General features: G+C 50.2%; 22 protein-coding genes. 14 read left to right on the forward strand and 8 right to left on the reverse strand.

From position 1 onward, the window contains the following. Positions 1–24: 24 nt before the first annotated feature. From ACKWCC_RS04555 to ACKWCC_RS04565, 3 genes are all read left to right on the forward strand, one after another. The gene (locus tag ACKWCC_RS04555; protein ID WP_413994724.1) at positions 25–279 is read left to right on the forward strand and encodes a SemiSWEET family sugar transporter; all 255 of its coding nucleotides are present in this window, start codon (positions 25–27) and stop codon (positions 277–279) included. A 481-nt stretch (positions 280–760) separates the two neighbouring features. Beyond that, positions 761–1,861, forward strand: coding sequence for an alanine dehydrogenase (gene ald, locus ACKWCC_RS04560; protein WP_413994725.1), 1,101 nt, complete (start codon positions 761–763; stop codon positions 1,859–1,861). A gap of 401 nt (positions 1,862–2,262) precedes the next feature. Next, positions 2,263–2,958 (forward strand): zinc metallopeptidase, encoded by a 696-nt coding sequence (locus ACKWCC_RS04565; protein ID WP_413994726.1) that lies wholly within the window; start codon positions 2,263–2,265, stop codon positions 2,956–2,958. 55 nt (positions 2,959–3,013) lie between these two features. On the opposite strand, the gene ACKWCC_RS04570 is transcribed toward ACKWCC_RS04565, so the two are convergent. Both ACKWCC_RS04570 and ACKWCC_RS04575 read right to left on the reverse strand, forming a co-directional pair. Beyond that, positions 3,014–3,484 (reverse strand): Lrp/AsnC family transcriptional regulator, encoded by a 471-nt coding sequence (locus ACKWCC_RS04570; RefSeq protein ID WP_413994727.1) that lies wholly within the window; start codon positions 3,482–3,484, stop codon positions 3,014–3,016. Between the two features lie 140 nt (positions 3,485–3,624). Further along, positions 3,625–4,998 (reverse strand): saccharopine dehydrogenase family protein, encoded by a 1,374-nt coding sequence (locus tag ACKWCC_RS04575; protein WP_413994728.1) that lies wholly within the window; start codon positions 4,996–4,998, stop codon positions 3,625–3,627. A gap of 78 nt (positions 4,999–5,076) precedes the next feature. Between ACKWCC_RS04575 and ACKWCC_RS04580 the strand changes: the two genes are divergently transcribed. Together ACKWCC_RS04580 and pckA are read left to right on the forward strand one after the other, a co-directional pair. Then, positions 5,077–5,475 carry a DUF423 domain-containing protein gene (locus ACKWCC_RS04580; protein ID WP_413994729.1) on the forward strand — a complete coding sequence of 133 codons (399 nt, stop codon included), beginning with the start codon at positions 5,077–5,079 and terminating at the stop codon, positions 5,473–5,475. Positions 5,476–5,687: 212 nt separating this feature from the next. Further along, on the forward strand, positions 5,688–7,304 hold the full coding sequence (pckA, locus tag ACKWCC_RS04585) for a phosphoenolpyruvate carboxykinase (ATP) (RefSeq protein WP_413994730.1): 1,617 nt from the start codon (positions 5,688–5,690) through the stop codon (positions 7,302–7,304). 310 nt (positions 7,305–7,614) lie between these two features. Here the strand turns inward: pckA and ACKWCC_RS04590 are convergent, their stop codons facing one another. Genes ACKWCC_RS04590 through ACKWCC_RS04600 form a run of 3 tightly spaced genes read right to left on the reverse strand, consistent with a single transcriptional unit; the run spans position 7,615 to position 10,700 of the window. Beyond that, positions 7,615–8,361 (reverse strand): uroporphyrinogen-III synthase, encoded by a 747-nt coding sequence (locus ACKWCC_RS04590; protein ID WP_413994731.1) that lies wholly within the window; start codon positions 8,359–8,361, stop codon positions 7,615–7,617. Positions 8,362–8,369: 8 nt separating this feature from the next. Then, positions 8,370–9,026, reverse strand: a complete 657-nt coding sequence (locus ACKWCC_RS04595) for a DUF4271 domain-containing protein (protein ID WP_413994732.1) — start codon at positions 9,024–9,026, stop codon at positions 8,370–8,372. Then, on the reverse strand, positions 9,027–10,700 hold the full coding sequence (locus ACKWCC_RS04600) for a glycosyltransferase family 39 protein (RefSeq protein WP_413994733.1): 1,674 nt from the start codon (positions 10,698–10,700) through the stop codon (positions 9,027–9,029). It lies immediately after the preceding gene. A gap of 129 nt (positions 10,701–10,829) precedes the next feature. Between ACKWCC_RS04600 and ACKWCC_RS04605 the strand changes: the two genes are divergently transcribed. Genes ACKWCC_RS04605 through ACKWCC_RS04615 form a run of 3 tightly spaced genes read left to right on the forward strand, consistent with a single transcriptional unit; the run spans position 10,830 to position 13,307 of the window. After that, positions 10,830–11,558, forward strand: coding sequence for a polyprenol monophosphomannose synthase (locus tag ACKWCC_RS04605; RefSeq protein WP_413994734.1), 729 nt, complete (start codon positions 10,830–10,832; stop codon positions 11,556–11,558). Position 11,559: 1 nt separating this feature from the next. Continuing rightward, positions 11,560–12,894, forward strand: a complete 1,335-nt coding sequence (locus ACKWCC_RS04610) for a dihydroorotase (protein WP_413994735.1) — start codon at positions 11,560–11,562, stop codon at positions 12,892–12,894. Next, complete coding sequence (locus tag ACKWCC_RS04615; RefSeq protein ID WP_413994736.1) at positions 12,894–13,307, forward strand: DUF4296 domain-containing protein; 414 nt, start codon at positions 12,894–12,896, stop codon at positions 13,305–13,307. The genes ACKWCC_RS04610 and ACKWCC_RS04615 overlap by 1 nt, the downstream gene beginning before the upstream one ends. Before the next feature lie 50 nt (positions 13,308–13,357). On the opposite strand, the gene ACKWCC_RS04620 is transcribed toward ACKWCC_RS04615, so the two are convergent. Next, entirely contained in the window at positions 13,358–14,365 is a 1,008-nt protein-coding gene (locus ACKWCC_RS04620) for an NAD-dependent epimerase/dehydratase family protein (protein WP_413994737.1), read from the reverse strand. Between the two features lie 90 nt (positions 14,366–14,455). On the opposite strand from ACKWCC_RS04620, the gene tyrS reads away from it, so the two are divergent. After that, positions 14,456–15,754, forward strand: coding sequence for a tyrosine--tRNA ligase (tyrS, locus tag ACKWCC_RS04625; protein WP_413994784.1), 1,299 nt, complete (start codon positions 14,456–14,458; stop codon positions 15,752–15,754). Positions 15,755–16,915: 1,161 nt separating this feature from the next. Beyond that, complete coding sequence (locus ACKWCC_RS04630) at positions 16,916–17,368, forward strand: hypothetical protein (RefSeq protein ID WP_413994738.1); 453 nt, start codon at positions 16,916–16,918, stop codon at positions 17,366–17,368. 207 nt (positions 17,369–17,575) lie between these two features. Here ACKWCC_RS04630 and ACKWCC_RS04635 read toward each other — a convergent pair whose 3' ends face one another. Both ACKWCC_RS04635 and ACKWCC_RS04640 read right to left on the reverse strand, forming a co-directional pair. Continuing rightward, complete coding sequence (locus ACKWCC_RS04635) at positions 17,576–18,556, reverse strand: LuxE/PaaK family acyltransferase (protein ID WP_413994785.1); 981 nt, start codon at positions 18,554–18,556, stop codon at positions 17,576–17,578. Positions 18,557–18,611: 55 nt separating this feature from the next. Next, positions 18,612–18,935, reverse strand: coding sequence for a T9SS type A sorting domain-containing protein (locus ACKWCC_RS04640; protein WP_413994739.1), 324 nt, complete (start codon positions 18,933–18,935; stop codon positions 18,612–18,614). A gap of 652 nt (positions 18,936–19,587) precedes the next feature. On the opposite strand from ACKWCC_RS04640, the gene ACKWCC_RS04645 reads away from it, so the two are divergent. Genes ACKWCC_RS04645 through ACKWCC_RS04660 form a run of 4 tightly spaced genes read left to right on the forward strand, consistent with a single transcriptional unit; the run spans position 19,588 to position 24,967 of the window. Further along, on the forward strand, positions 19,588–22,584 hold the full coding sequence (locus tag ACKWCC_RS04645) for a type I restriction endonuclease subunit R (protein WP_413994740.1): 2,997 nt from the start codon (positions 19,588–19,590) through the stop codon (positions 22,582–22,584). A gap of 38 nt (positions 22,585–22,622) precedes the next feature. Next, on the forward strand, positions 22,623–22,997 hold the full coding sequence (locus ACKWCC_RS04650; protein ID WP_413994741.1) for a four helix bundle protein: 375 nt from the start codon (positions 22,623–22,625) through the stop codon (positions 22,995–22,997). Between the two features lie 36 nt (positions 22,998–23,033). Continuing rightward, positions 23,034–24,290, forward strand: a complete 1,257-nt coding sequence (locus ACKWCC_RS04655) for a restriction endonuclease subunit S (RefSeq protein WP_413994742.1) — start codon at positions 23,034–23,036, stop codon at positions 24,288–24,290. A gap of 26 nt (positions 24,291–24,316) precedes the next feature. After that, a complete protein-coding gene (locus tag ACKWCC_RS04660; RefSeq protein WP_413994743.1) occupies positions 24,317–24,967 on the forward strand; it encodes a transposase in 651 nt (216 codons plus the stop codon). Positions 24,968–24,970: the final 3 nt, after the last annotated feature.

Raw genomic sequence — 24,970 nt, forward strand, 5'->3', positions numbered from 1 at the left:
ACCCGCTAAACCCCAAATGTACCCATGGACACAACGGAACTGATCGGTCTGGTGGCCGCCACCATGACCACCTCTGCCTTTTTGCCCCAAGTGGTAAAGACCTGGCGGCAAAAATCCACCAAGGACATTTCCCTGCTGATGTATTTGGTGCTTACAACGGGCACCTTGCTCTGGTTGCTTTACGGGGTCTTGATAGACAGTCTCCCCATTATGTTGGCCAACGCCATTACCGCTTTTCTTTTGTGCTGCATGCTGCTTTTGAAATGGAGGTACCGGTAGCCTTGCGTGGCCATCTGTACATCTGCCCAAGAAACGGCAGCGCCTTTTTGCATGCCTGCCCAAAAAAGGCGGGGCTTGCCGGAAAACAACTTCTTATACCGTTTCTCATTTGAAATGCGGCCTTGGAAACTGCATTTTTTTTGGCCTGCGAAAAAGAAGAATAAGGCAGGGCCCGGCCACGGCCAATGTCCTATTGGGAAATGGCATGGCGTCGATCCCGTTCCTATTAAATGGATGGTGGCCCATCAATGGGGGTCGGTCTTTCATATTTATAATACATCACCATAACCTACCCCTATTTTTAAAGGGTAAAATTTTTTATAAATGTATTTTTTGATTTACTACCCTAAAAAAAATGGGGGTATTTGTTTAAAAAAGCTATTTTTACCAAGATAAACCTTCATTTTGTCGAATACTTGCCCCTGGACAAATGAAATGTTGCACTTTAGCCCCATAAATAATAATGTAAACGTGTTGCGTCATGATCGTAGGTGTGCCAAAAGAAATCAAGAACAATGAGAGCCGTGTGGGCATGACACCCGCCGGGGTGTTTGAACTGATCAAGGCGGGCCATGAGGTCTGTGTGCAGGCCACGGCCGGGGAGGGCAGTGGTTTTTTTGATGCCGATTATGAGGACGTGGGTGCCCGCATCTTGGGCAGCATTGAACAAGTGTATGCCAGGGCAGAGATGATCGTTAAGGTAAAGGAGCCCATTGCCACCGAGTACCCTTTGATCCGGGAGGGCCAAGTGGTGTTCACCTATTTCCATTTTGCCAGCAGTGAACCCCTGACCAAGGCCATGATCCAACAAAGGGGGGTCTGCATTGCCTATGAGACCGTGGAAGACGCGGAGGGGACCCTGCCCCTTCTTACGCCCATGAGCGAGGTGGCCGGCCGCATGGCCATACAGCAGGGGGCAAAATATCTGGAGAAGCCGGTCAAGGGCCGCGGGGTGCTCTTGGGTGGCGTGCCGGGCGTGGCCCCGGGCAAAGTACTGGTGCTGGGTGCCGGTGTGGTGGGCATACAATCCGCCAAAATGGCGGCCGGCCTGGGTGCGCAGGTGACCCTGATGGACGTGAACATGAAACGCTTGCGCTATGCCAATGATGTCATGCCCCCGCACGTGGTCACGGAATTCAGCAATGAGTACAACATAAGGAAGCACATTCGCACCCATGACCTGATTATTGGTGGCGTGTTGCTAAAAGGCGCCAAAGCCCCCAATCTGATCACCAGGGACATGCTCAAGGACATGCGCCCCGGCACGGTGATCGTGGATGTGGCCGTGGACCAAGGGGGCTGTGTGGAGACCACAAGGCCCACCACACACGCCGATCCCATTTACATCATTGATGACGTGGTGCACTACTGCGTGGCCAATATGCCCGGGGCCGTGCCCTATACCAGTACCGTGGCCCTTACCAATGTAACCCTGCCGTACGTGCTGCGCTTGGCCGGTCTGGGCTGGGAGAAGGCCTGCCAACGGGATGCAGGGCTAAAGAAGGGCCTTAACATTGCCAACGGAAAGGTGGTGTATGGGGAAATCGCGGAAGCCTTTGGCTGGCAGCAGGCCTTGGCATAAACGTACATTTTGTCAGTAAACGGCACCCCGCCAACCTTTTGGACACCACCAGAAAGGTTTGGCGGGGTTTTTGCTTTTGGAAATGAAGTTCCAATTTATAGAGGTCAGTAGATAGTTGCTTATTTTAAAGCGAGTTGATAGCCAAAATGTCAGGCTGAAGGCAGTCGAAGCCTCCTTTGTCTGGCGAATGGTTCTCGACTGCGCTCGAACTGACAACAGAACAAATCATTAATCATATAGTAATCAAATATTTACCTTGTTCAATGAATACGTATTTATCTTTTTGCCTCTACCAATTTAAATCGGAATGTTCACTATATTTAGCCCAGATTGTGTAGCGGACCTTCGCAATGGAATGTTTATGGCATGATCTGGGTTCAACATTTTAAAACGAATACGTTATGATGGGATATTATATTTTGATCGGGGGCATTGCCCTGTTCAGCTGGTTGGTAAGCAGTAAATTGAAGAGCAAGTTCAAGCATTACTCCAAAGTGCACCTGCAAAATGGGATGAGCGGTGCGGAGATCGCCCAAAAAATGTTGGACGACCATGGCATACGGGACGTAAAAGTGGTGTCCACCGCCGGGATGCTCACGGACCATTACAACCCCAAGAGCAAGACGGTGAACCTCAGTGAAGGGGTGTACAACCAAAGAAATGCGGCCGCGGCCGCCGTTGCCGCCCATGAGGTGGGCCATGCGGTACAGCACGCCCAAGCGTACGAGTGGCTCACCATGCGCTCCAAATTGGTGCCGGTGGTGAGCGTTACCTCCAGCATGTCCATGTGGGTGGTGTTCGGTGGCCTGGCCCTTGGGGCGGCCACGGGTGCGGGTCTGGGCTTTTACGTGGCCGTGGCCGGTCTGGTCATGATGGGCTTTGCCACCCTGTTCAGTTTTGTGACCCTACCGGTGGAATACGATGCCAGCAACCGGGCACTGGCCTGGTTAAAGGCCAAGAACATAGTGACCCAGTCCGAGTACAAGGGCAGCGAAGATGCCTTGAAGTGGGCCGCAAGAACGTACCTCGTTGCCGCCATAGGTTCCTTGGCCACTCTGGTCTATTGGGGGCTTCAAGTCTTTGGGAACAGAAATTAAAAAGGTCTTTACCACTCTGAAAGACAGCTGCGAACATAGCTTCGCAGCTGCTTTTTTATATGCTGATCTGCCGATCGATCTGTTGGGCCAGGGAGATAAAGGTCTCGGTCCGGGACACGCCCTCTATGGTCTGGATCTCCTTGTTGAGCAGTTGCATAAGATGTTCATTGTCCTTGCAAAGGATTTTGATGAGGATGGACCAGTTGCCGGTGGTGTAGTGGCACTCCAAAACCTCGGGAATCTTTACCAATTGCTTAACGGCGAACGGGTTGCTCATGGCCTTGTCCAAATAAATGCCAATGTAGGCCATGGTGGTATAGCCCAAAATTTTGGGGTTAATGACAAACTTGGACCCCGAGAGGAGTCCGGAGGCCTCCAGCTTGCGTAGCCGTTGGTGCACGGCAGCGCCCGAAATGCCAATACTTCGGGCTATTTCCAATACCGGCTTACGGGCATCGGCCATTAAAAACCTCAGAATCTGCTTATCAATGCCATCCAAGGTTACATTCTCGTCGGTTTGCTTCATTGTTGGGTGTCAATTAGGAAAGAAATAAGAGCAATCGACATTAAAACTAATCAAATTTCATCATTGAACGGGATATTTTCCATGTTTTATTGGCACCGCCAAAGGGTTTGATACTCCGAGGCTTGCCCAGAGGTAGTTTACTAGCTCGCGACCGTATCCGGATTGTAGCCCAGATACGGCACTTCGTGCTCCTTGAAGCTAACCCCATAGGTTTCCAGTTCTGCTAAAATGGGGCCGTACACTTCCTTGGTGATCGGTATCTGTACTCCCGGGGTGGTTATTGCCTTGTTCAGGATTAGCAGCGTGGCAATGCCCACGGGGAGCCCCACCGTCTTGGCCATTGCCGTGTGGGTACGATTCTCGCCAATGACCACCATATTGCTGTCCAACTGCTTTTTCTTTCCGTTGTGTTCGTAACCAAATTTGTGGTACATGACGATCATGTCCTTTTCGTCCTCTTTCAGTGTCCAGCTGTCTTCCAGGATTTTTTGCAGCATTTGGGCCGGGGTGGCGTTCTTGAGGCCTATGCGCCTTTGGTCGTCAAAAATATTGAGCTCCAAGAGCTTGTACCAGACACTGTCGTCCTGATCGATCTTCAGGTAGTGCCGCAATTTCAGTTCCACGGAATCGGTGGGGGAGTAGGGCAGGAACAGATTCACAAAATCCCGGTAGGTCATGTTTTCCGAATTTTCCACGGTAAAACTATCGTCCGTCATCCCCAATTGCACAAAAATGTTCCAAGCCTTGGAAAACCCTACCCTGCGCATGGTGCCACGGTAAATGGTAAGGGCTTTTTGGAGCCCGTAGGCCTCCCTGTAGTCCAGGGAGTCCCTGTTGGCATACCCCTCAAAGCGCCCGTAGCCCTCGATCTCAAAGAACTCGGTGCGCCGGAACAGCTTGTGGTAGGGGATGTATTTGTAGGTGCCTTCCTGGATGAATTTTGCGGTGCCGCCCTGTCCTGCCAAGACCACGTTCCTGGGGTTCCAGGTAAATTTGTAGTTCCACAGGTTGTTATCGCTCTCTGGCGCCACGAGCCCGCCGGTAAAGGACTCGAACAATAGCATGTTGCCCCCTTGGTCCCTGATGGTGTCAATGGCCTTCATGGCACTCATATGGTCAATGCCCGGATCCAGGCCGATCTCGTTCATGAACACCAGACCGCTCTCCTTTACCGCTGCATCCATGGCCTTGATGTCTGGGTGCACATAAGAGGCGGTGACCAGGTGCTTTTTGAGCCTTAGACAGTCTTGGGCCACCACGTGGTGAAAGCTGGCCGGCAGCATGGAGACCACAATATGGGCCTGGGCAATGGCCTTTTCCCTGGCAGCATCATTGAAGATATCCAAGTTCTGCAGGTGGCAGCGCTCTTGTTTTGCCAGGTGCGGCGGTACGGCGGTAAGGTCCAGATCGGCCACGGTGAGGGCCAAGTCTTCCTCCAGCGCCTTTTCCATAAAATAGTCCAACAGATATGCGGTGGATTTCCCGGCACCGATCACCAATATATTTCTTGTCATAGGGTTTTGTACTTTTATGGGCTGGGCGCAAAAGGCACCCATCTTGTTATATTTATAAAAATAAGCGGATTTATTGTTATGGACAAAACAATTTTTATCATTGCCGTGATCTTAGGGGTGTCTGCCGTTGTTTTGGGGGCATTTGGGGCCCACGGCCTGGAACAGCTGGTCAGTGCCGATAAGGTAAAGAGTTTTGAGACCGGGGTGCGCTACCAGATGTACCATGCCTTTTTTTTGTTTGTAGTGGCCTTGGTGCCGCACCTTTCGGCCGGGGCCAAAAAGTGGGTCTGTGGCTGCGTTTGCATCGGGGTGCTGCTCTTCAGCGTTTCCATTTACGGTTTGGCCCTGAACCAGCTCACGGCGTTCGATTTTAAAAAAATAGCCTTTGTTACGCCCGTTGGCGGGCTCTTTATGATCGCCGCTTGGCTGCTCTTGGGCTACCATTTTGTGGCCCGAGAGCGCGCCGCCACGGAATAGGAACAGGGCGGTTTTTTGGGGTGCGGTGCCTGTTTTTGCCCAGTCATTTTAGGGTTGTTTGGCCGCTGTGACGGGTCTGGGAACCCCTGTGCGCCAAGGCATCAAAGATCACCAAAAATATATTTTAGGCCGATAAAAGAACCTCTTTATGGATAAATTTGCAATGTAATGCCAATATTTTAATAATTTCGCAAAAAAATAAACAGCATTTTATGAGCGCTTTTTCCAATCCATCAACATCCATTTCTCTAGAAGGTTACGGTATCACGCACAAAAACATCCACTATCAGCTAGCACCGGGACAGCTGCAACGGCATACCCTGGACAAGGAGATGGGGGTGGCCACGGAGAACGGTACCTTGGCCGTGAACACGGGAGAATTTACCGGCCGATCGCCCTTGGACCGCTTTATTGTAAAAGATGAGGTTACCCAAGACCGGGTATGGTGGGGAGACATCAACAAACCGTTTGATCCAGTGGCCTTTGATCGGCTCTATGACAAGGTCATTGCCTACTTGAACCAAAAGGAGCTCTATGTGCGAGATGCCCATGCCTGTGCGGACCAAGACTATAGGTTAAACATCCGTGTGATCAACGAGTACCCATGGTCCAATATGTTCGTGTACAACATGTTCCTGCGCCCCACGGAAGCCGAATTGGAAGACTTTACGCCGGAATGGACGGTGGTGAACGCCCCCGGTTTCATGGCCAATGCCGCAACCGATGGTACGCGGCAGCACAATTTTGCCATCTTGAACTTTAAACGTAAAATTGCCCTGATCGGGGGCACGGGCTATACCGGGGAGATCAAAAAGGGCATCTTTTCCGCCCTGAACTTTATTCTCCCGGTGTACCGGGACACCCTGCCCATGCACTGTTCGGCCAATGTGGGGCAGGAAGGCGACACCGCCATTTTCTTTGGGCTGTCCGGTACGGGCAAGACCACCCTGAGCACCGACCCCAACAGAAAGCTCATTGGCGACGATGAGCATGGGTGGACGCAAAAGAACACCGTGTTCAATTTTGAGGGGGGCTGCTACGCCAAGGTGATCAACCTGAGTGCGGAACAGGAACCCGCCATTTACCACGCCATTAAACCGGGCGCCATCCTGGAAAACGTTATTTTGGACGATGCCGGCCGAGTGGATTTCGCGGATACCTCCATAACCCAGAACACCAGGGTGAGCTATCCCATATACCGCATAGACAACATACAGCAGCCCTCCATTGGGGAGAACGTGAAGCACGTCTTTTTCCTTACGGCCGATGCCTTTGGGGTGCTTCCCCCCATTTCCAAGCTCACGCCGGCGCAGGCGGCCTACCATTTTATCTCGGGCTACACGGCCAAGGTGGCGGGCACGGAGGCCGGGGTGGTGGAGCCACAACCCTCTTTTTCGGCCTGTTTTGGGGCACCTTTCATGCCCTTGCACCCCACAAAGTACGCCGAGATGCTGAGCAAGAAAATGATCGCGTCCGGTGTGGATGTCTGGTTGGTGAACACGGGCTGGACGGGTGGACCCTACGGTGTGGGCACACGGATGAAATTGAAATACACCCGGGCCATGATCACCGCCGCCCTGAACGGTTCCCTGGGGCTGTACAGTTATGACGACTACCACATCCATTCGGTATTTGGGGTGGCCCAGCCACGGGAGTGCCCCGGGGTGCCCACCTCCGTCCTGAGCCCCCGCACCACCTGGAACAACGATGCGGCCTACTATGAGACCGCCTTTAAGTTGAGCAATGCCTTCCGGGAGAACTTCAAGAAGTTCGAGGCCTACGCCAATGAAGAGATACGCCGGGGAGGCCCACAGCGCTATGCCTTTTAAACCGGGATCGATCACTTAAAATTCCACTGCGCGGGCAACTACCTGCAAGGTGCCATCAATATTGTTGTGGAAACGAAAATGGTATGGGCCACCCGCCCGTACCGAATGGCACGTTCGGGCGGGCCTGCCCGACTGAGTCATTCAGGCGGGCCTGCCCAACTGAGTCATTCAGACGGGTGACCCGACCGCAAAATTTATGATTTTATGGGGGTGCACCCTTACGGCAAAAAGGCCGATACATTATCTGGGTTAAATAAAAAAACCCCGCATTTGCGGGGTTTTTCAATGATCATTTCAGGGGGGTGTTGCCTTATTTTTTGTTCACGGAGGTAATGTATTTCTGCAGCGCCATGGTCATGGAAGGCGTCTCCGGCGTGGGTGCCTTGATGTCTATGCGCAGCCCGGCATCCGTGGCGGCGCTCACGGTAGAGTTGCCAAACACGGCAATGCGGGTGTTGTTCTGTTCAAAATCCGGGAAGTTCTGCAACAGGGACTCAATGCCAGAGGGACTGAAAAACACCAGGACGTCATAGTACACGTCCCTGAGATCGGAAAGGTCACTGATCACGGTTTTGTAAAAAATGCCGCGTTTCCATGTTACTTTTAAATTGTCCAAGGCCTCCGGCACCTCAGGTTTCAAGGCATCGGAGGAGGGGAGCAGAAAATTCTCGTCCTTGTATTTCTTTATGAGGGGCACCAGTTCTTTAAAGGTGCGCTGGCCCACGTAGATCTTTCGCTTGCGGTACACCACATATTTTTGGAGGTAGTAGGCCACGGCCTCGGACTGGCAGAAGTACTTCATGCTGTCCGGCACCTTAAAGCGCATTTCCTCGGCCAATCTAAAATAATGGTCCACGGCATTGCGGCTGGTAAGGACAATGGCGGTATATTCCTTGAGGTCGATCTTTTGCATCCGTACCTCCTTGGCATCCACGCCCTCTACATGGATGAAAGGCCTAAAATCTACCTTGATCTTTTCCTTGTCTATGAGTTTGGAGTAGGGAGAGTTCTCCATTTTTGGTTCGGGTTGTGAAACCAAAATCGTCTTAACTTTCATACCGTCCGCTATTTAAGAAAATTGCCAAGTAAAACGAGGGGGGCAATTTCAAGAGCGCAAAGGTACAAAATAAAATAGAAAAGGTAAGGCAATACCACTTTTTCGGAATTCTTAACCACTGTGATCCAACCAATAAGATTAATGGCCAAAAAAAGGAAAAACCCTACGTAAACCACAAGTTTTGACCCTATAAGGACATAGTTTAGCAGTACGTTGGCAAGAAACAGTACCAGGCCGCCGTAGTTTAAATAGGACAGTTTTTTAAAGACCACCTCATTAAAAAATCCAAAGGAACCAAAAACAAAGCCGTTGCCCAGCTGTAGCATGACCTTGGCCACCAAGAAGAGCACCAGGCCACCCACAAATCCCAGAAATGGAACGATCTGGGGCGCCCTATTTGTGTTTTCACTAAAAATGGTCCACGTGAAGTAGAGGAACAGACCGCTGTTTATGATCTGAAAAACAGTGACCAAGATGTGAAAACTGTGTGAGAGGAGTTCCTTGTTGCTGAACTGGGAAAAGTATTTGTTGTTCAACGGAAGGGCCAGAAAATTCAAGAAGCGTTGGTAGTACAGTCTTTTGGCCACCACCACCAATACAAGACTGCCAAAGAGCACCAAGGTGGTCCAGTCGGATACGGGCAGGAATCTGAGGTCGGGCTCCATTTAGTTTAGGGGTATGGGGCGGCTGTTGAGGCCGTAATATAGTTCGTTTTCAGAGATGGCAACCCTAAAATAGGGGATATGGTCCTTATTGCTGGGCGGAAGCACCATGCTAAATTGGGCCGTGCCCCTGCCGGGCAGCTCGGTAAGCCCGTTTTGCCGCGGTAACAGCGCAACGGGGACAATGTCCTGTGTTTTTTTATAGTCGTTCAAATGGGCCACGGCAAAGCGCAGCCGGTCCAGCGGAACGGGGAACGGATAGGGATTGTGCACCGCTATGGTCACCGTGTCTCCCAAGGTGGCACGTTCCTGTGGCCCCACCAGGTCTGCACGGAGTTTTCGGTACGATTGAAACTGATCGATATACCTTCCCTTAAAGGTGGTGCCATCTGTCTTGGTGTAGGAGATGGGGCCGTCTTTCAGGTATTTGGAGACATAGGCCACCTTTTGTCCCCGCACGCGCTCTTCGGAGTCGTCCAGGGAATATTGGTTTTTGCGGTAGCGCAGGTTGTTCAGGGAGAAGGTGGCCGCGCCGCCGGAATAAAAGGCGTACATGGGCGCCCGCCGATACGAGTTCTCGAACACCACGGGAAGGTCTCCCACCTGTTTCCTCAACTGGGCCACCCAGTCCTTGTTCCCGTGGCTCTCGTAGTAGAAGTTGAACAGCAGGGGCTGGTGCACCAGGCCCAGCCGCAAATAGCAGATAATGGCAATGTTGATCCAGCCCAGGCGCAGCATCCACCTTAAAAAATTGGGGTGCTGTAGCATATGGCGGTACACCAGGACCACCAAGGGAATGCAGATAACGATCAGCCACTGGGTCTGTACCCTACGGTTAAAGCTCGATACAAAGAAGAACAGGATCACCCCGTAGGTAAGGTAGCGCAGCGCCTTGGTAAAAAGGTCTTTTTGCCGACTTCCCCATAGGGCACGGTACACCAAGGGAAAGGTGAGGCCAAACAGGGCAATGAGGTTCACCAAGAAGCCCAAGGTGTATTTTTCAAAGTTGTAGGCGTCATTGGGGCGCTCGTACAAGTGGTAGTTTATGGAGACAAAATCGTTCTCGTAGAGCCAATGGAAATGCGGAAGGTAGGCCGTGAGTGCCACCAGCACGGCCATCCAGGCCCATTTGTTGGTCAGCAGTCCTACATTGCTCAAGAGCACAAACACAATGACCAGCACCGCGTGGTACTTGCTGTACATCAGGGCGGCCATGACCAGGCCCAACAGCAGGGCAATGCCCGCTCCCGGTGCCTTTAAGAAGCGTTTGTAGGCCCAGAGGAAACAGGCGGTGAAGAACAAGAGGGGCGTGTCTGGCAGGGTCATGAACCCATAGGCATTGAGCAGGGTCATGGACAGTACCAAGACAAAAAATGCCGGGATGTGCCCTTCTTTCCGGGCATCGTCCACCAGGTCCCACAGCACGGGCAGGGTCAGGGTGGCCAAGAGCACGCTCACAAAGCGCACGCCCAGCTCGGCATCGAAAAAGAGGCTGCCCAACTTTATGAGGAGGGCCACCATGGGCGGATGGTCAAAGTACCCCCACGCCATGTCCTGGCTGTAGTACCAGTAATAGGCCTCATCAAAAATGAGCTCGGTAAAATGGGCCTGCAGTACGTTCACCACAAAAAAGACCACGAGAAGCAGTGAAAAGGTCTTTTGGTTTTTTGCTGACATCAGTTTGGTTTCGTCCGGTAAATTTACAAATATTGCCACGGTTTGCTTTTGTAAAAATTTCACAAAGCCCCATGGGGTGTTTTTTAGCCTTGCCGAAAAGGTTATTTTTGTGTCCATAGGCACAAGAACATGTCCAGCAACATCATCATCATTCCCACGTACAATGAAATTGAGAACATTGCCGCCATTACCAAGGCGGTCTTTGACCTGAAGAAGGACTTTCACGTCTTGGTGGTGGATGACAACTCCCCGGACGGCACGGGTGCCAGGGTAAGGGAGCTCCAAGAGCAGTATCCGGCCGCGCTGCACTTGGAAACGCGCACGGAGAAATCCGGTTTGGGCACGGCCTACATACACGGGTTCAAATGGGCCCTGGAACGGGACTACGAGCATATTTTTGAAATGGATGCCGATTTCTCCCACAACCCCGAAGACCTCCCCAGATTGCTAAAGGCCTGCCTCAACGGGGCCCATGTGGCGGTGGGCTCCCGTTACAAAAAAGGGGTGAACGTGGTGAACTGGCCGCTGTACCGGGTGCTGCTCTCCTATGGGGCCTCGGTGTACGTGAAGATGGTCACCGGAATGCGGGTGCACGATCCCACGGCCGGTTTTGTCTGCTACAAACGGGAGGTGCTGCAGCACATAGAATTGGATTCCGTGAGGTTTGTGGGCTATGCCTTCCAGATAGAGATGAAGTTCAGGGCCTATCTAAAGAACTACACCATAGAAGAGGTGTCCATCATATTCAGGGACCGCGAAAAGGGAAAATCCAAAATGAGCGGTTCCATCATCAGTGAGGCGGTCTGGGGCGTTTTTGCCATGAAGCTCCGGAGCCTCTTTCAACGAAACAGATTTTGACATGACCAAGATTCTCTTAAAAAATGCCACCCTGGTGAACGAGGGACAGGTAACACAGCAAGACGTGCTCATCAAGGGCGAGCGGGTGGAAAAGTTGGGCAGGGACCTTTCGGACCCCCAGGCCAAGGTAATGGACCTGGAGGGCCACCATATCCTGCCGGGCATCATAGACGATCAGGTGCATTTCCGCGAACCCGGCCTTACCCACAAGGGCACCATTGCCACGGAGAGCCGTGCGGCCCTGGCGGGCGGCATCACCACCTTCATGGAACAGCCCAACACCAACCCGCAGACCGTGACCCTGGAAAAATTGGAGGAGAAGCACGGCATTGCCGCCCGAAGCAGTTTTGCCAATTATTCCTTTCCCTTTGGTGGCACCAATGACAATTTGGAGGAAATAAAGCGGTTAAACAAGCACGCCTGTTCCGGCATTAAACTCTTCTTGGGCTCTTCCACCGGGAACATGCTGGTGGACGACGAAAAGGTCATTGAGGGCATTTTCAGCAACACGGAAATGGTGATCTCTGCCCATTGTGAGGACGAGGGCACCATTAAGAGAAACCTGGCCCAGCAGATGGAAATATACGGGGAAGACATTCCCATCTCCAAGCACCATGTCATCCGCAGCGAGGAGGCCTGCTACCTCTCCTCTTCCCGCGCCATTGCCCTGGCCAAGAAAACCGGGGCACGCCTGCATGTCTTCCACCTCTCCACCGGCAGGGAAATGGAACTTTTCCGAAACGACATCCCGCTCGCGGAAAAAAAGATCACCGCAGAGGTCTGCATCCACCACCTGTGGTTCTCGGACGCGGACTATGCCGAGAAGGGCACCCTGATCAAGTGGAACCCGGCCGTAAAGACCGCCAAGGACCGGGAAATGCTGTGGCAGGCCCTTTTGGACGATCGCATAGACGTGGTGGCCACCGATCATGCGCCCCACACCCTGGAAGAGAAGCGCCAGGTCTATACCAAGGCGCCCAGTGGCGGCCCCTTGGTGCAGCACGCGCTGCCGGCCATGTTGCAGGCCCACGCCCAGGGAAGGATCTCCTTGGAGACCATGGTGACCAAAATGTGCCATAACCCGGCCATCCTGTTCCAGGTGAAGGACCGGGGCTTTGTGCGCGAGGGCCATTATGCCGATCTGGCCGTGGTACACCTTAACAAGGACTTTACGGTGACCAAGGAAAACATTGCCTACAAGTGCGGCTGGTCCCCTTTTGAGGGCCACCGCTTCAACGCCAGCGTTACCCACACCTTTGTAAACGGGCACCTGGGGTACGAGAACGGGACGTTTTCTACGGAAAGGAACGCCAAACGGTTAACCTTCAACAGATAATGGGCAAGCTAAAAACCTTCCTCATGGCCGGCTTGGCCGCACTGCTGTTCTCCTGTGGGGAGAAATTGATCGAGCCGCCGGAAAATGTGATCCCCAAGGACAAGATGGTGCTCATGCTAAAGGAATTGGCCGTCCTCAACGCGGCCCGTACCACCAGCATAGCCAAATTGAAGGAATACGGCATTGACCCCACCTCCTATGTTTTTGAAAAATTTGGGGTGGACAGCCTGCAATTTGTGGAGAGCGATCGCTACTACGCCTCCCTACCGGCCCAATACGAGGACATCTACCTCCAGGTGGAAGCCCTGCTTACCCAGGAAAAGGAACGGGTGGACGCCCTGAAAAAAATGAACGATAGTTTGGAGGCCGTGGAAAAACGCGATGCCCTCTCTGCCGAAAAGGACACGCTTTAGCTTTTTTTGGGAGGATGGTTCCCTGTTGGCCCCTGGCCGTTGGTAAGTGCTTATCCGTTCTCTTTTTTAAACTGCGCACAGCAAAAGGCCAGGGTGTCGGAAAGGGGCGTTTTTTTTAGGGTCACCGTTTGTTCCAGTTTTTCCGTGCTGTACCATTGCCGTTGCAGCAGGCCTTTTATGGTGTCCTTGGTAAGGCGGCGCTCCCTGCCGGTGAACAGGCTGGCACAGGTTTCTAAAAAACGGCCCAAGTGCAGTTGCCAGGGGGCCAGCTCGCGGGTGGGCGGCCGCACGCCCAAGTGCTGGGCAATGGCCGTGAGCAGTTCGCGGTAGCTTTTGTTCCCGTCCACCAAGATAAAGCGCTCGTTCTGGGCCTTGGAAGCCATCAGGGCCAGCATGGCCCCTACCACGGAGGAGACGGACACAAAGCCGGTGCCACCGGGAGGGTAAAAGGCCCCGCCCTTTTGCGCTGCGGTGGAGAACCTGCCGCTTCCCGAGGTCCAAAATCCGGGGCCCAAGACCACCCCGGGGTTCACGATCACGGCCGGGACGCCCTCTTGGGTGCCCCGCCAGACTTCCATTTCGGCCATTTTTTTGGAGAGGGCGTACACATTGTGGTGCTGCGCGTTCCAAGGGGTCTCCTCGTTGGCCTCCTCGCCGTTGGGGCTTCGGCCTATGCACCCAATGGTGCTCACATGGCAGAGTTTTTTCACCTTGTGGGCAATGCACAGGTTCACCACGTTGGCCGTGCCCTCCACATTGGTCTTTTCAAGGTTCCGGTGCTGCTTGGGGTCAAAGGAGATCAGGGCCGCGGCATGGTACACGGTTTTTACCCCCTCAAAGGCCGTTTCCAGGGAGGGGAGGTCCAGAATATCGCCCTTCACCCAAATAATGCGTTCCAAAAGGGCACCGGGGGCATCAGTGTAGTAGGAAAAGACTTTTTTTACCTTTTCCAGCCCGCTTTCCGATCGGTAGAGCGCCTTTGTCTCCGCGCCCGATCGGCATAATTGATAAAGAAGGTGCGACCCCACCAAACCCGTACCGCCCGTGACTAAAACCATGGTCCAAATTTAGGTATTCCTGGGCCATAACGGCATATCTGCTGTGGAATTACGTTTATATTTGCACCCAAGAATCTTGAAATGGAGAACATGACTAAGAATTTTGTGGAAGAGCTTCGCTGGCGCGGGATGTTGCACGATGCCATGCCGGGCACCGAAGCGCACTTGATGGAAAGCATGCGATCGGCCTACCTGGGCATAGACCCCACGGCCGATTCCCTACATATTGGCCATTTGGTGGGCGTGATGATGCTGCGGCACTTTCAGCTGGCCGGCCACAAGCCCTACGCCCTGATCGGGGGCGCCACGGGCATGATCGGGGACCCCTCGGGAAAATCGGCCGAACGAAACCTCCTGGACGAGCCCACCCTGCGCCACAACCAAGCCGCGCTCAAGGAGCAGCTGTCCCGTTTCCTGGATTTTGAGGGCAGTGCCCCCAATGCCGCCGTACTGGTGAACAATTACGACTGGATGAAAAATTTCTCCTTTCTGGAGTTTATCCGGGATGTGGGCAAGCACATTACCGTGAACTACATGATGGCCAAGGACTCCGTGAAAAAACGGCTCTCCCCGGAGGCCAACGAGGGCATGTCCTTTACTGAATTTACCTACCAATTGGTGCAGGGGTACGATTTTCTCCACCTTTTCCGCCAGCATGACTGCACCCTACAGATGGGCGGCAGCGACCAGTGGGGCAACATCACCACCGGCACCGAGCTCATACGGCGCGTGGGCGGCGGCAAGGGGTACGCGCTCACCTGCCCCCTGATCACCAAGGCAGACGGCAGCAAATTTGGCAAGACCGAAAGCGGAAACATTTGGTTGGACGCCCAACGGACATCGCCCTATAGATTTTACCAGTATTGGTTGAACACCTCCGATGCCGATGCCGAAAAGTACATCAAGATCTTTACCTTTATTCCAAGGGAAGAAACGGAGCTGCTCATTGCCCAACACGCCCAGGCCCCCCACCAACGCGCTTTGCAGAAAAGGTTGGCCGCCGAGATCACCACCATGGTGCACTCCAGGGAAGATCTGGACAATGCCGTGAAGGCCAGTGCCATCCTGTTTGGCAAGAGCACTGCGGCCGATCTAAAATCCTTGGACGAGAAGACCTTTTTGGACGTTTTTGAGGGCGTGCCCCAGGCCAACGTGCCCCTTTCCCTCTTAAAAGAAGGGATGGACATGATCGCGGCCCTTTCTGCCCAGACCGGCTTCTTGGGCTCCAACGGGGAGGCCAGAAGGGAACTGAAGCAGAATGCCATTTCCGTGAACAAGGAAAAGGTTTCCCAAGACCGCATCATTACCCCAGAAGACCTGATCAACGGAAAATTTGTACTGCTGCAACGCGGCAAGAAAAATTATTTCGTGCTGGTGGCCCAGACCTGAGGCCCATTTCGTTTTCACTAGTCTTCGAAGACCTGTGGGCCATGGGTCACTTACCTATTTTTCTTGAACAGGCGCCCCTTTTTTTTTGAACAAACTGTTCGCATTATGGTTCCATCCCCTAGCAGGGGAAGGTGGATTGCTATCCCGACCTGAAGTTGGGATGGCAAGACGGAAGGGGTTGAACCCAGCCCATATCCAAACGCGGCCTCTTATGGCAATACCATTTCCCCATTGAAAATTGGCCGATAAATGGTTTCTTTTTCGCAGGCAAAAAAACAATTCAATTTTTTTGGCAGAATTTTAGAATAGAACTGGTATAACGTACCGATACGTCGTATTTGCGACAATATAAATATCCGTCTTGCCCGGGGGTTGGGGTGCTGCCCCTTCCGTCATCTTTGCCCTGCAAAGGGGAAGGAAAACAGACCTAAAACGAAAGTCTGTACCTATGATTTCAAAGGACTTTATTGGCACCGCCAAAGGGTTTACTATTCCGAAGCTTGCCCCGAAATTAAACTACAGCCAAAACCATTTATGGAGGTCAGTACTTAGGTACCTATTATAAAGCCCATTATTGACACAAATGTCAGGCTGAGCGCCCGCCTAAATTGTAGTCGAGGCAGGCAGTCGAAGCCCGATTTTGGCAATCAAGCGTTCTCTCCCGAAATTTCGGGAGCGCTCGAACTGACAGCGACAAAAAAATATTGTTATGATTTTCAACATAATAACCTATTTTAATAGTAAGTATTTATCTACTGACCTCTAAATATTTATTATCGGTTTGGCAGCTATGTTGATATATGGGTCCTCCCCTTATTTTCAAGGGGAGGTGCCGATAGGCGGAGGGGTCTCCACCGAGGTCAAGGGCTCCCAAATTATAAAGCATGTCCGTTGAGAGTCAAAAATAGTACGTTTACGTTGGGTAGATAGTTGCTGACCTCTACCCATTTAAATCTTCAAGGCCATGTTTAGCATCCAAGCCGGATGTAACGCAACCTTTGCGGCCCGTTTTCATCTACAAGGTGGATAAGGAAGGGCATTGCCCGGCCATTTTGGGGCGGTGGTGTAAGGAAGTTTCCCTATTTACGACTTAAAAAAAGCCTTTTGGTACCCTGTCCGCGCTATGGGGATCACAGGGTTAAAAGTGATAACGTGCCTACAATGAAATCTTTAAAACCTCTTTTTTGCCCGGTGTTGGTGGCCCTGTTGTTCGGGGCCTGTGTCAATGAGGGCATGGATGCCGATGCCGATGGTCTTGAGGCCGATGCCCAACGCTGGCAATTGGTGCAGATGGGCGGTTCCGAAGGCTCCCTGATGCAAGGAACCGAGATGGAGTGGCAGGAGACCTATGTCTTTCATCCAGATGGCACTTTTGTAAAGACCAGGACCACGGCCGCCGGAACCTTGGAGGCCACGGGGGTTTTCCAGGCCGTGGAGTACGACAATGACGATAGGGATTACCTGGAGCTCAGCTTTACCACCGGAGACGCCTTGGCCGGTGGCTGTGGCGGGGCCGGGCAGGAGACCCTGATCTACTTGGGCAGCGAGCGTTTGGCCAGCACCTGGCAGGCCTGTGACGGCCCCGGACTGGAGTATGTGCTGGTCAGGGATTAGGTAGCCCATCGGTTTGGGCGGTGCCGAGCACCCATTTTTCTTTTCGCAGATCAAAACACCTCCTTCCCGTACTTCTTGGTGCCGTTTTCCCATATCTTTTAGGCACGGAAAAGAGGTCCTTTTATAGGAAGGGCCCGCAATCAGGGGCAACACCCTTCGCCCTATACCCCTTATCCAAAGCACGCCCTGCCGTATGTCACGGTTCCCTCACAGCGCCATAAGGTTACAGCCCCTAACATCGGAATGGTCAAAGCGGCCCAGCACCTCAAAGGTATTCCCGGCCCGTAGCCTGCCCAGGTCCTGGGTGGCCAAGAAGGAGCATGAATTTCGGTTGGCCAGGTCAATGATGTTGATGCCGCCCGAGCGGCCATGGCCCAGATGGGAAAAGGGGTCTTCCGTGTCCCGGACCAGCACCCGCATCCACGGCGGACAGGAAAAAAGGCCGTCTCCCTGGGAATAGGCCTGGGACAGCAGCTCCGTCATCCCGTATTCCGAATGGATCTTGGGCACCCCCAGCCCTTGGCACAACAGCCCGTGCAGTTCTTCCCGGATCATTTCCCTGCGGCGGCCCTTCATCCCGCCCGTTTCCATCACCACCGTATGTTCCAGGGAAAGGGGCCCCAGTGCCACCAGGTCCAACAGGGCAAAGGACACCCCAAGGAGCAAGGTCTTGGTGCCCGCGGCCTCCAATTGGCCCAAGGTGCGGCGCAGGGCCTCCAGGTCGTGGAGAAAAAAACCGCTCTGCGGGTGGGGGCTGGCGGCAATGAAGTGGTTGGCCATATAGATCAGGGAAGACCCCTGCCGTTCCAGGTAGGAGGGCAGCAGGGCCAGCACGCAGTAGTCTTCCACCGGCCCGTAAAAATGGGCAAAGCCCTGGGTAAAACTGGCCTCGTACAGGGACAGGTCCGTTACGTGGTGGCGGCTGGTGGCCTGGCCGCTGGTGCCGCTGCTGGTAAAAGTGGCCGCCACGGCACCCGTGCCCGTGAGCACCCGCTGGGTCTTGAAGAATTCAATGGGCAAAAAGGGAATGTCCCGCAGTTGGGAAACCCGCTGGGGACGTACCCGCAGATGGTCGCAATAGCTGCGGTACACCGGGTTGTGGGCGTACTGGTGCCCAAAGGTCTCCAGGGCCTGGGCCAGGAAGTCTCGGGGCGTGTCTATGTTCAGGAAATTGCGCTGTGCCATGATATTGTGGTGGCACAAAGGTAAAGAAGATGCGCGGAAGTTTTGGGGCGGTCCAGGTTTAGCGCACCACCAATTTGCGGTGCATGTGCTTTCCGTTCTCGGTGACCCGCACCATGTACACCCCGGGCACAAGACGGCCAATGTTCAGTGTTTTGCCCCTAATGTTGTCCGTTAGCACCAGTTCCCCGAACACATCGTAGATGTGCACGGTCTTGATCTCGTTAAGGGCGGTGCTCACATAGACCACTTGGTCCGTGGCGGGGTTGGGGTACAGTTTAAAGCCCTCTATGTGCTTCTCTTGCGGGGAAACAGCCGTGCGGGTCTCCTGCGCCGTGGCAGAAAGGGTCATTCCAATGCAAAGGAGTAGGTAGATTGTTTTCATGCGCCATTGATTTGGGAGTCAACATCCCAAAGGTAGGCGCCAACGCCGGCCCGGGCCATAAATTGTTGTGAAAGCCAAAAAATTGTAGGTCAATGCCTTGCGGGCTTCCTTTCATCGATTTTTTTGTGCGGGTTGTCGGTAGGGGGGAGGGGTGGGGTGTTTGGGTCTCGGCCTTGCTGTTTGGCCAATTGGGCCGTTTTGGCAGATAAGGTGGTCCGTATTGAGTTGGGTGTGCCTTATTGGTTATATTCGGTGGTACTATTTCAATTAAATGATCACCAAAGGAATGCACCTGATCAACCCTTACGGAATTGGAGTCTAATCCCCAATTTGATCAGGTAATCCATAGTGAAGGTTTTGGCGGGCGGTCTGTATGCGGATAAAGCCGGATGGCGGATGATTTTGACCAATCTAAAGCAAGTAATATCCAGCGGGGTTACGACTGATTTGGCTATTTTAGGGAACTATAGGGAAAAACCAATTAAGATGATTTTTTGAACTGGACAGACCTGGTTGGCAGAAGGCTTAGGGGCAGCGGTACTATATGGTAATCACTTACGCCCAAAACAGAAGACAACCAAATTTGGAGACGCTGTTTGAGGTCATAAAAATGGGAAAGGTTGAAGTAAAGTCATAAACAAAGGAAGATCGAATGGACTTAGTTAAGGAAGCAGACATAGAATATGGGCTTGTAGGCAGATTACAAGATTTAAAATACACCTATAGGCCTGATATAAGGGACTTAAACGCGCTGGAGCAAAATTTTCGCGAAAAATTTGAAAAACTCAACAAGGTGCAACTCACCGATTCCGAATTTGAAAAACTGAGTACCCAAATCATTGACCCCGATGTATTTGCTGCATCCAATAGTTTAAGAAAAACAAACACCTTCTTTCGCGAAGATGGAACACCCTTGCACTATACCCTTGTAAACATCAAAGACTGGTGCAAAAACGACTTTGAGGTCATTAACCAACTTCGGATAAACACAAAAAACAGCAACCATAGATATGATGTCATTGTCCTCATCAATGGCGTGCCTGTGGTTCAAATAGAATTAAAAACGCTGGAAGTGAGTCCCAACAAGGCCATGCAGCAGATTGTGGACTATAAAAATGATGTGGGAAACGGCTACACCAATTCGCTCATGTGCTTTATGCAGTTGTTTATTGTGAGCAACAAAAGCAAGACCTTCTATTTTGCCAATAACAACAATGAGCACTTCGCTTTCAATGCAGATGAGCAATTTTTGCCCGTGTACACTCTCGCAACTGAAGACAACAAAAAAATAAATCACCTCTACGACTTTGCCGACAAATTTTTAAGCAAATGCACCCTGGGGCAAATGATAAGCCGCTATATGGTTTTGGTGGCAAGCGAGCAAAAAATACTGGTAATGCGACCGTACCAAATCTATGCGGTAAAAGCCATTGTAGATTGCATACACCAAAATAGAGGAAACGGATACATCTGGCACACCACGGGAAGTGGAAAAACACTCACCTCTTTCAAAGCTTCCACACTCTTAAAAGACAATCCCGATATTGAAAAGTGCTTGTTTGTTGTGGATAGAAAAGACCTCGATAGGCAAACACGACAAGAGTTCAATAAATTCCAAGAAGGCAGTGTGGAAGAAAACACCAATACGGCCACTTTGGTCAATCGTATGTTATCTACAGATTATGCAGATAAAGTAATTGTGACCACCATTCAAAAACTGGGCTTGGCACTCAACCAAAATAGTAAACGCAACGTAAAGCAACGAGAGGACAACCAAGAAAGCTATTACGATAGGTTGGCACCCTTACGAGACAAAAGAGTGGTATTTATTTTTGATGAATGCCACCGCTCGCAATTTGGCGAAAACCACGATGCCATAAAAGAGTTCTTTCCCAAAGCCCAACTTTTTGGATTTACCGGAACACCCATTTTTACGGAAAACGCTACCTATAAAACCATTGAAGGCGACCAAGCTTCCTACAAAACGACCCAAGATGTTTTTCAGCAAGAACTGCATGCGTACACCATCACCAATGCCATTGAAGATAGGAACGTACTGCCTTTTCATATCGACTATTTTACGGCAGAAGGTCAACCGGATTTCAATGGTTTGAGCCATAAAATGGCGGTGATACATGCCATTCTCAAAAAGCACGACAAAGCTACGGACCACCGAAGGTTCAACGCCATACTGGCTACTTCTTCCATTGCAGATGCCATTGAGTATTATCACCTCTTTAAGCAAAACCAAAGGGAATACGCCCAAGTGAACGAAGACTACGCCCCGCTCAACATTGCTTGTGTGTTCTCTCCGCCTGCCGAGGGCAACAAAGACATACTGCAGTTGCAAGACGATTTACAACAAGAAAAAGCCGACAACCAGATAGAGCCCAATAAAAAGAAGGCAGCCCTCACCCAAATTATGGCAGATTACAATGCGCAGTATGGCACCAACCATAGTATCGCCGAGTTTGATGGCTACTACCAAGATATACAGCAGCGTATAAAATCGCAGAAGTACCCCAACAAAGATGTGCCGCACAAAGACAAAATAGATGTGATCATTGTGGTAGATATGCTCCTTACGGGTTTCGACTCTAAATTCCTCAACACCATTTACGTAGATAAAAACCTAAAATATCACGGTCTCATACAAGCCTTTTCCCGCACCAATCGTGTCATAAATGACAATAAACCCAAGGGAAACATTCTCGATTTTAGACAGCAGGAAGAGGCGGTGGACAATGCCATGGTGTTGTTCTCCGGTGCCCAGATAGAGCGAGCAAAAGAAATCTGGCTCGTGGAACCCGCACCGGTGGTCATTGAAAAATACCAGGAAGCGGTAGGCAACCTGAAAATGGTTATGGAATCGCACGGATTGGAATGTAAAGCCCACGAAGTAGCCAACCTCAAAGGAGACGAAGCACGTGCACAGTTCATCAACACCTTTAAAGAAGTACAGCGTTTAAAAACACAGCTAGACCAATATACCGACTTGGAAGACGCCCAAGCCGATACCATTGAAGCCACCTTGCCCACAGACGATTTCCGTTCCTTTAAGAGCAATTACCTCGATACCGCAAAACGCTTAAAGGAAATACAAAACAAACCCGATGCACCAGAGGCAGTGAAACAGCTAGATTTTGAGTTTGCCCTGTTCTCTTCTGCCGTTATAGATTACGATTACATCATTGGCCTGGTAGCCAAACACCTGCACAATGCGCCAAGTGAAAAAACCAAAATGACCAAGGAGCAAATTATACAATTGCTCAGCGCTAGTGCCAACATGCAAGACGAACGTGAAGACATCATTGCCTATATCAACGCCTTGCCCATTGGCGAAAAATTGACTGAAAAGGAGATACGCGAGGGCTACCAACAATTTAAAGACAAAAAAGCCGCCAAGGAACTCAACGCCATTGCCCAAAAACACCAGCTAGAAACCCAAAGCCTCAAAGCCTTTATAGATGAAATTATGAACCGAATGCTGTTTGATGGTGAAAAACTGACCGATTTGTTGGCACCCTTGGGGCTGGGCTGGAAAGACCGCAGGGTGGCAGAATTGGCACTGATGGAAGACCTGGTGCCCTTATTGAACAAACTGGCCCAAGGGCGAGAAATTGCGGGGTTGAATGCCTACTCTGTTTGAATTGTGAATTATGAATGGTGAGTTGTGAGTTGTGGATTATGAATGAGAAAAGACCAAATATTATTAGAGATAAAAGTTTTGCGTTTGCGCTAAGGGTAGTGAAGCTCTATCGATTTCTCTGTGAGGAGAAAAGAGAGTTTGTAATGAGTAAACAACTGCTAAGAAGTGGTACTGCTATTGGTGCGATGGTCAGAGAAGCAGAGCACGCAGAAAGTAAAACCGATTTTATTCACAAATTGGCAATCTCCCAAAAAGAAGCCAATGAAACCGATTATTGGTTAGAACTTCTGCATAAATCCGATTACCTCGAAGAAAAACAAAATCAATCCATTATTCAAGACAGTAAAGAAATCAATAAGATACTCGCATCCATTATCATCACCTCAAAACAAAAGCATTATGCCAACAAGTAATTCATCATTCACAATTAATAATTCATAATTCAAAAAATGAGCAGCAAACAAAAACATGCCCTGAGCAGAGTCGAACGGGTAGTACCACCATTGCGTTTTCCTGAGTTTGAGGAGGAATGGACTATTGAAAACCTAGGCTCATTAGCCGAAAATTTGAGTAATAGAAGAATACCAATAACAAGCAACAAAAGAGAAAAAGGAGATATTCCTTATTATGGAGCCACTGGAGTAATTGATTATGTAAAAGATTTCATCTTTGATGAAGAATTATTATTAATTTCTGAAGATGGAGCTAATTTATTGGATAGAAATTACCCGATAGCATATTCAATCTCTGGGAAAACTTGGGTGAATAATCACGCACACGTTCTTAAGTTTGAGAACAAATCAACAGAAATTCTGGTTCAGAAATATATCAATTCAAACAGTGTTGAAGAATATTTAACAGGTAAAGCACAACCCAAGTTAAACAGAAGAAACTTAGAAAGAATAAGAATTCCTCTTGCCAAAAACCCCGCAGAACAACAAAAAATAGCCAATTGCCTATCTTCTTTAGATGAAGTCATCACAGCAGAAACTGAAAAACTAGACCTTTTACAAGACCACAAAAAAGGATTGTTGCAACAGCTGTTTCCCAATCCCATGGTGAATGGTGAAACAATGGTGAATGGTGAAACAATGGTGAATGATGAAACTCACAATTCACAATTCACAATTCACAATTCAAAAGTGCCTAAATTTCGTTTTCCTGAGTTTGTGAATGATGGGGAGTGGGAGGAAACGACTCTTGAAAAGTGTTTGGATTACTTGCAACCAACACCCTATTTGGTGAGTAGTACAGATTATGACGACAAATTCGAAACGCCAGTTTTAACTGCCGGTAAAACATTTATTTTAGGCTATACAGATGAAAAAGAAGGAATATTTGATAAAAATCTTCCCGTAATAATTTTTGATGATTTTACAACTGCATCAAAATTTGTTGACTTTCTATTCAAAGCCAAATCATCCGCAATGAAAATTTTACTTGCCAAAGATGATAACAATATCAAGTTTATGTTTGAAGCTATCCAAAATTTAAAATTTGAGGTTAGCACGCATAAAAGGCATTGGATTTCTGTTTATTCCAAACTCAATATTTTAAGACCAAAAGACCCAAAAGAACAACAAAAAATAGCCGCTTGTCTTTCTGCAGCAGACGAACTAATAGCAGCCCAAGAAGAAAAAATAGAACAGCTACAAGAGCATAAAAAAGGCTTAATGCAACAGTTGTTTCCTAATCATAACCCGTAAAGACACAATACATTGCGTCTCAGAAAATGGATAAATACAAAAACAAATACCGCATTGCCTCTGCCCGTGCCCCATTTTGGGATTATGGGTGCAATGCCGCCTATTTTGTAACCATTTGTACCCATAACCGCGAACATTATTTTGGCGAAATAATAAATGGAAAAATGCAATTGTCTGAAATTGGGGAAAACGAATGGTTAAAAACATTTGAAATGCGACCTGATATGAATTTGTGGATGGGCGATTACGTGGTAATGCCCAATCATTTTCACGCCATCATTGGTATTGGTCAAAACCAATACAATACGCAACGTGATACGCAACGTGATACGCAACGTAGAGACGCAATGCATTGCGTCTCTACCACAAACACCACAAACACCACAAACACCACAAACACCGCAAACACCACCCACACAAACACCACCGCCACCACAAACAATGATTTACCATTACCATCGAAAAACCAATTCGGCCCACAATCCAAAAATTTGGCATCCATTATTCGTGGGTTTAAAATTGGGGTAACCAAAAATGCCCGAATATTAAATCCCGATTTTCAATGGCAACCTCGATATCACGACCACATTATTCGTGATAATAAATCGTTTAACACCATTTCCAATTACATTATCAACAATCCGATGAATTGGAAAGAGGATAAATTTTTCAATTAAAGA

The organism is Maribacter aquimarinus (assembly GCF_047345505.1).
GTDB lineage: Bacteria > Bacteroidota > Bacteroidia > Flavobacteriales > Flavobacteriaceae > Maribacter.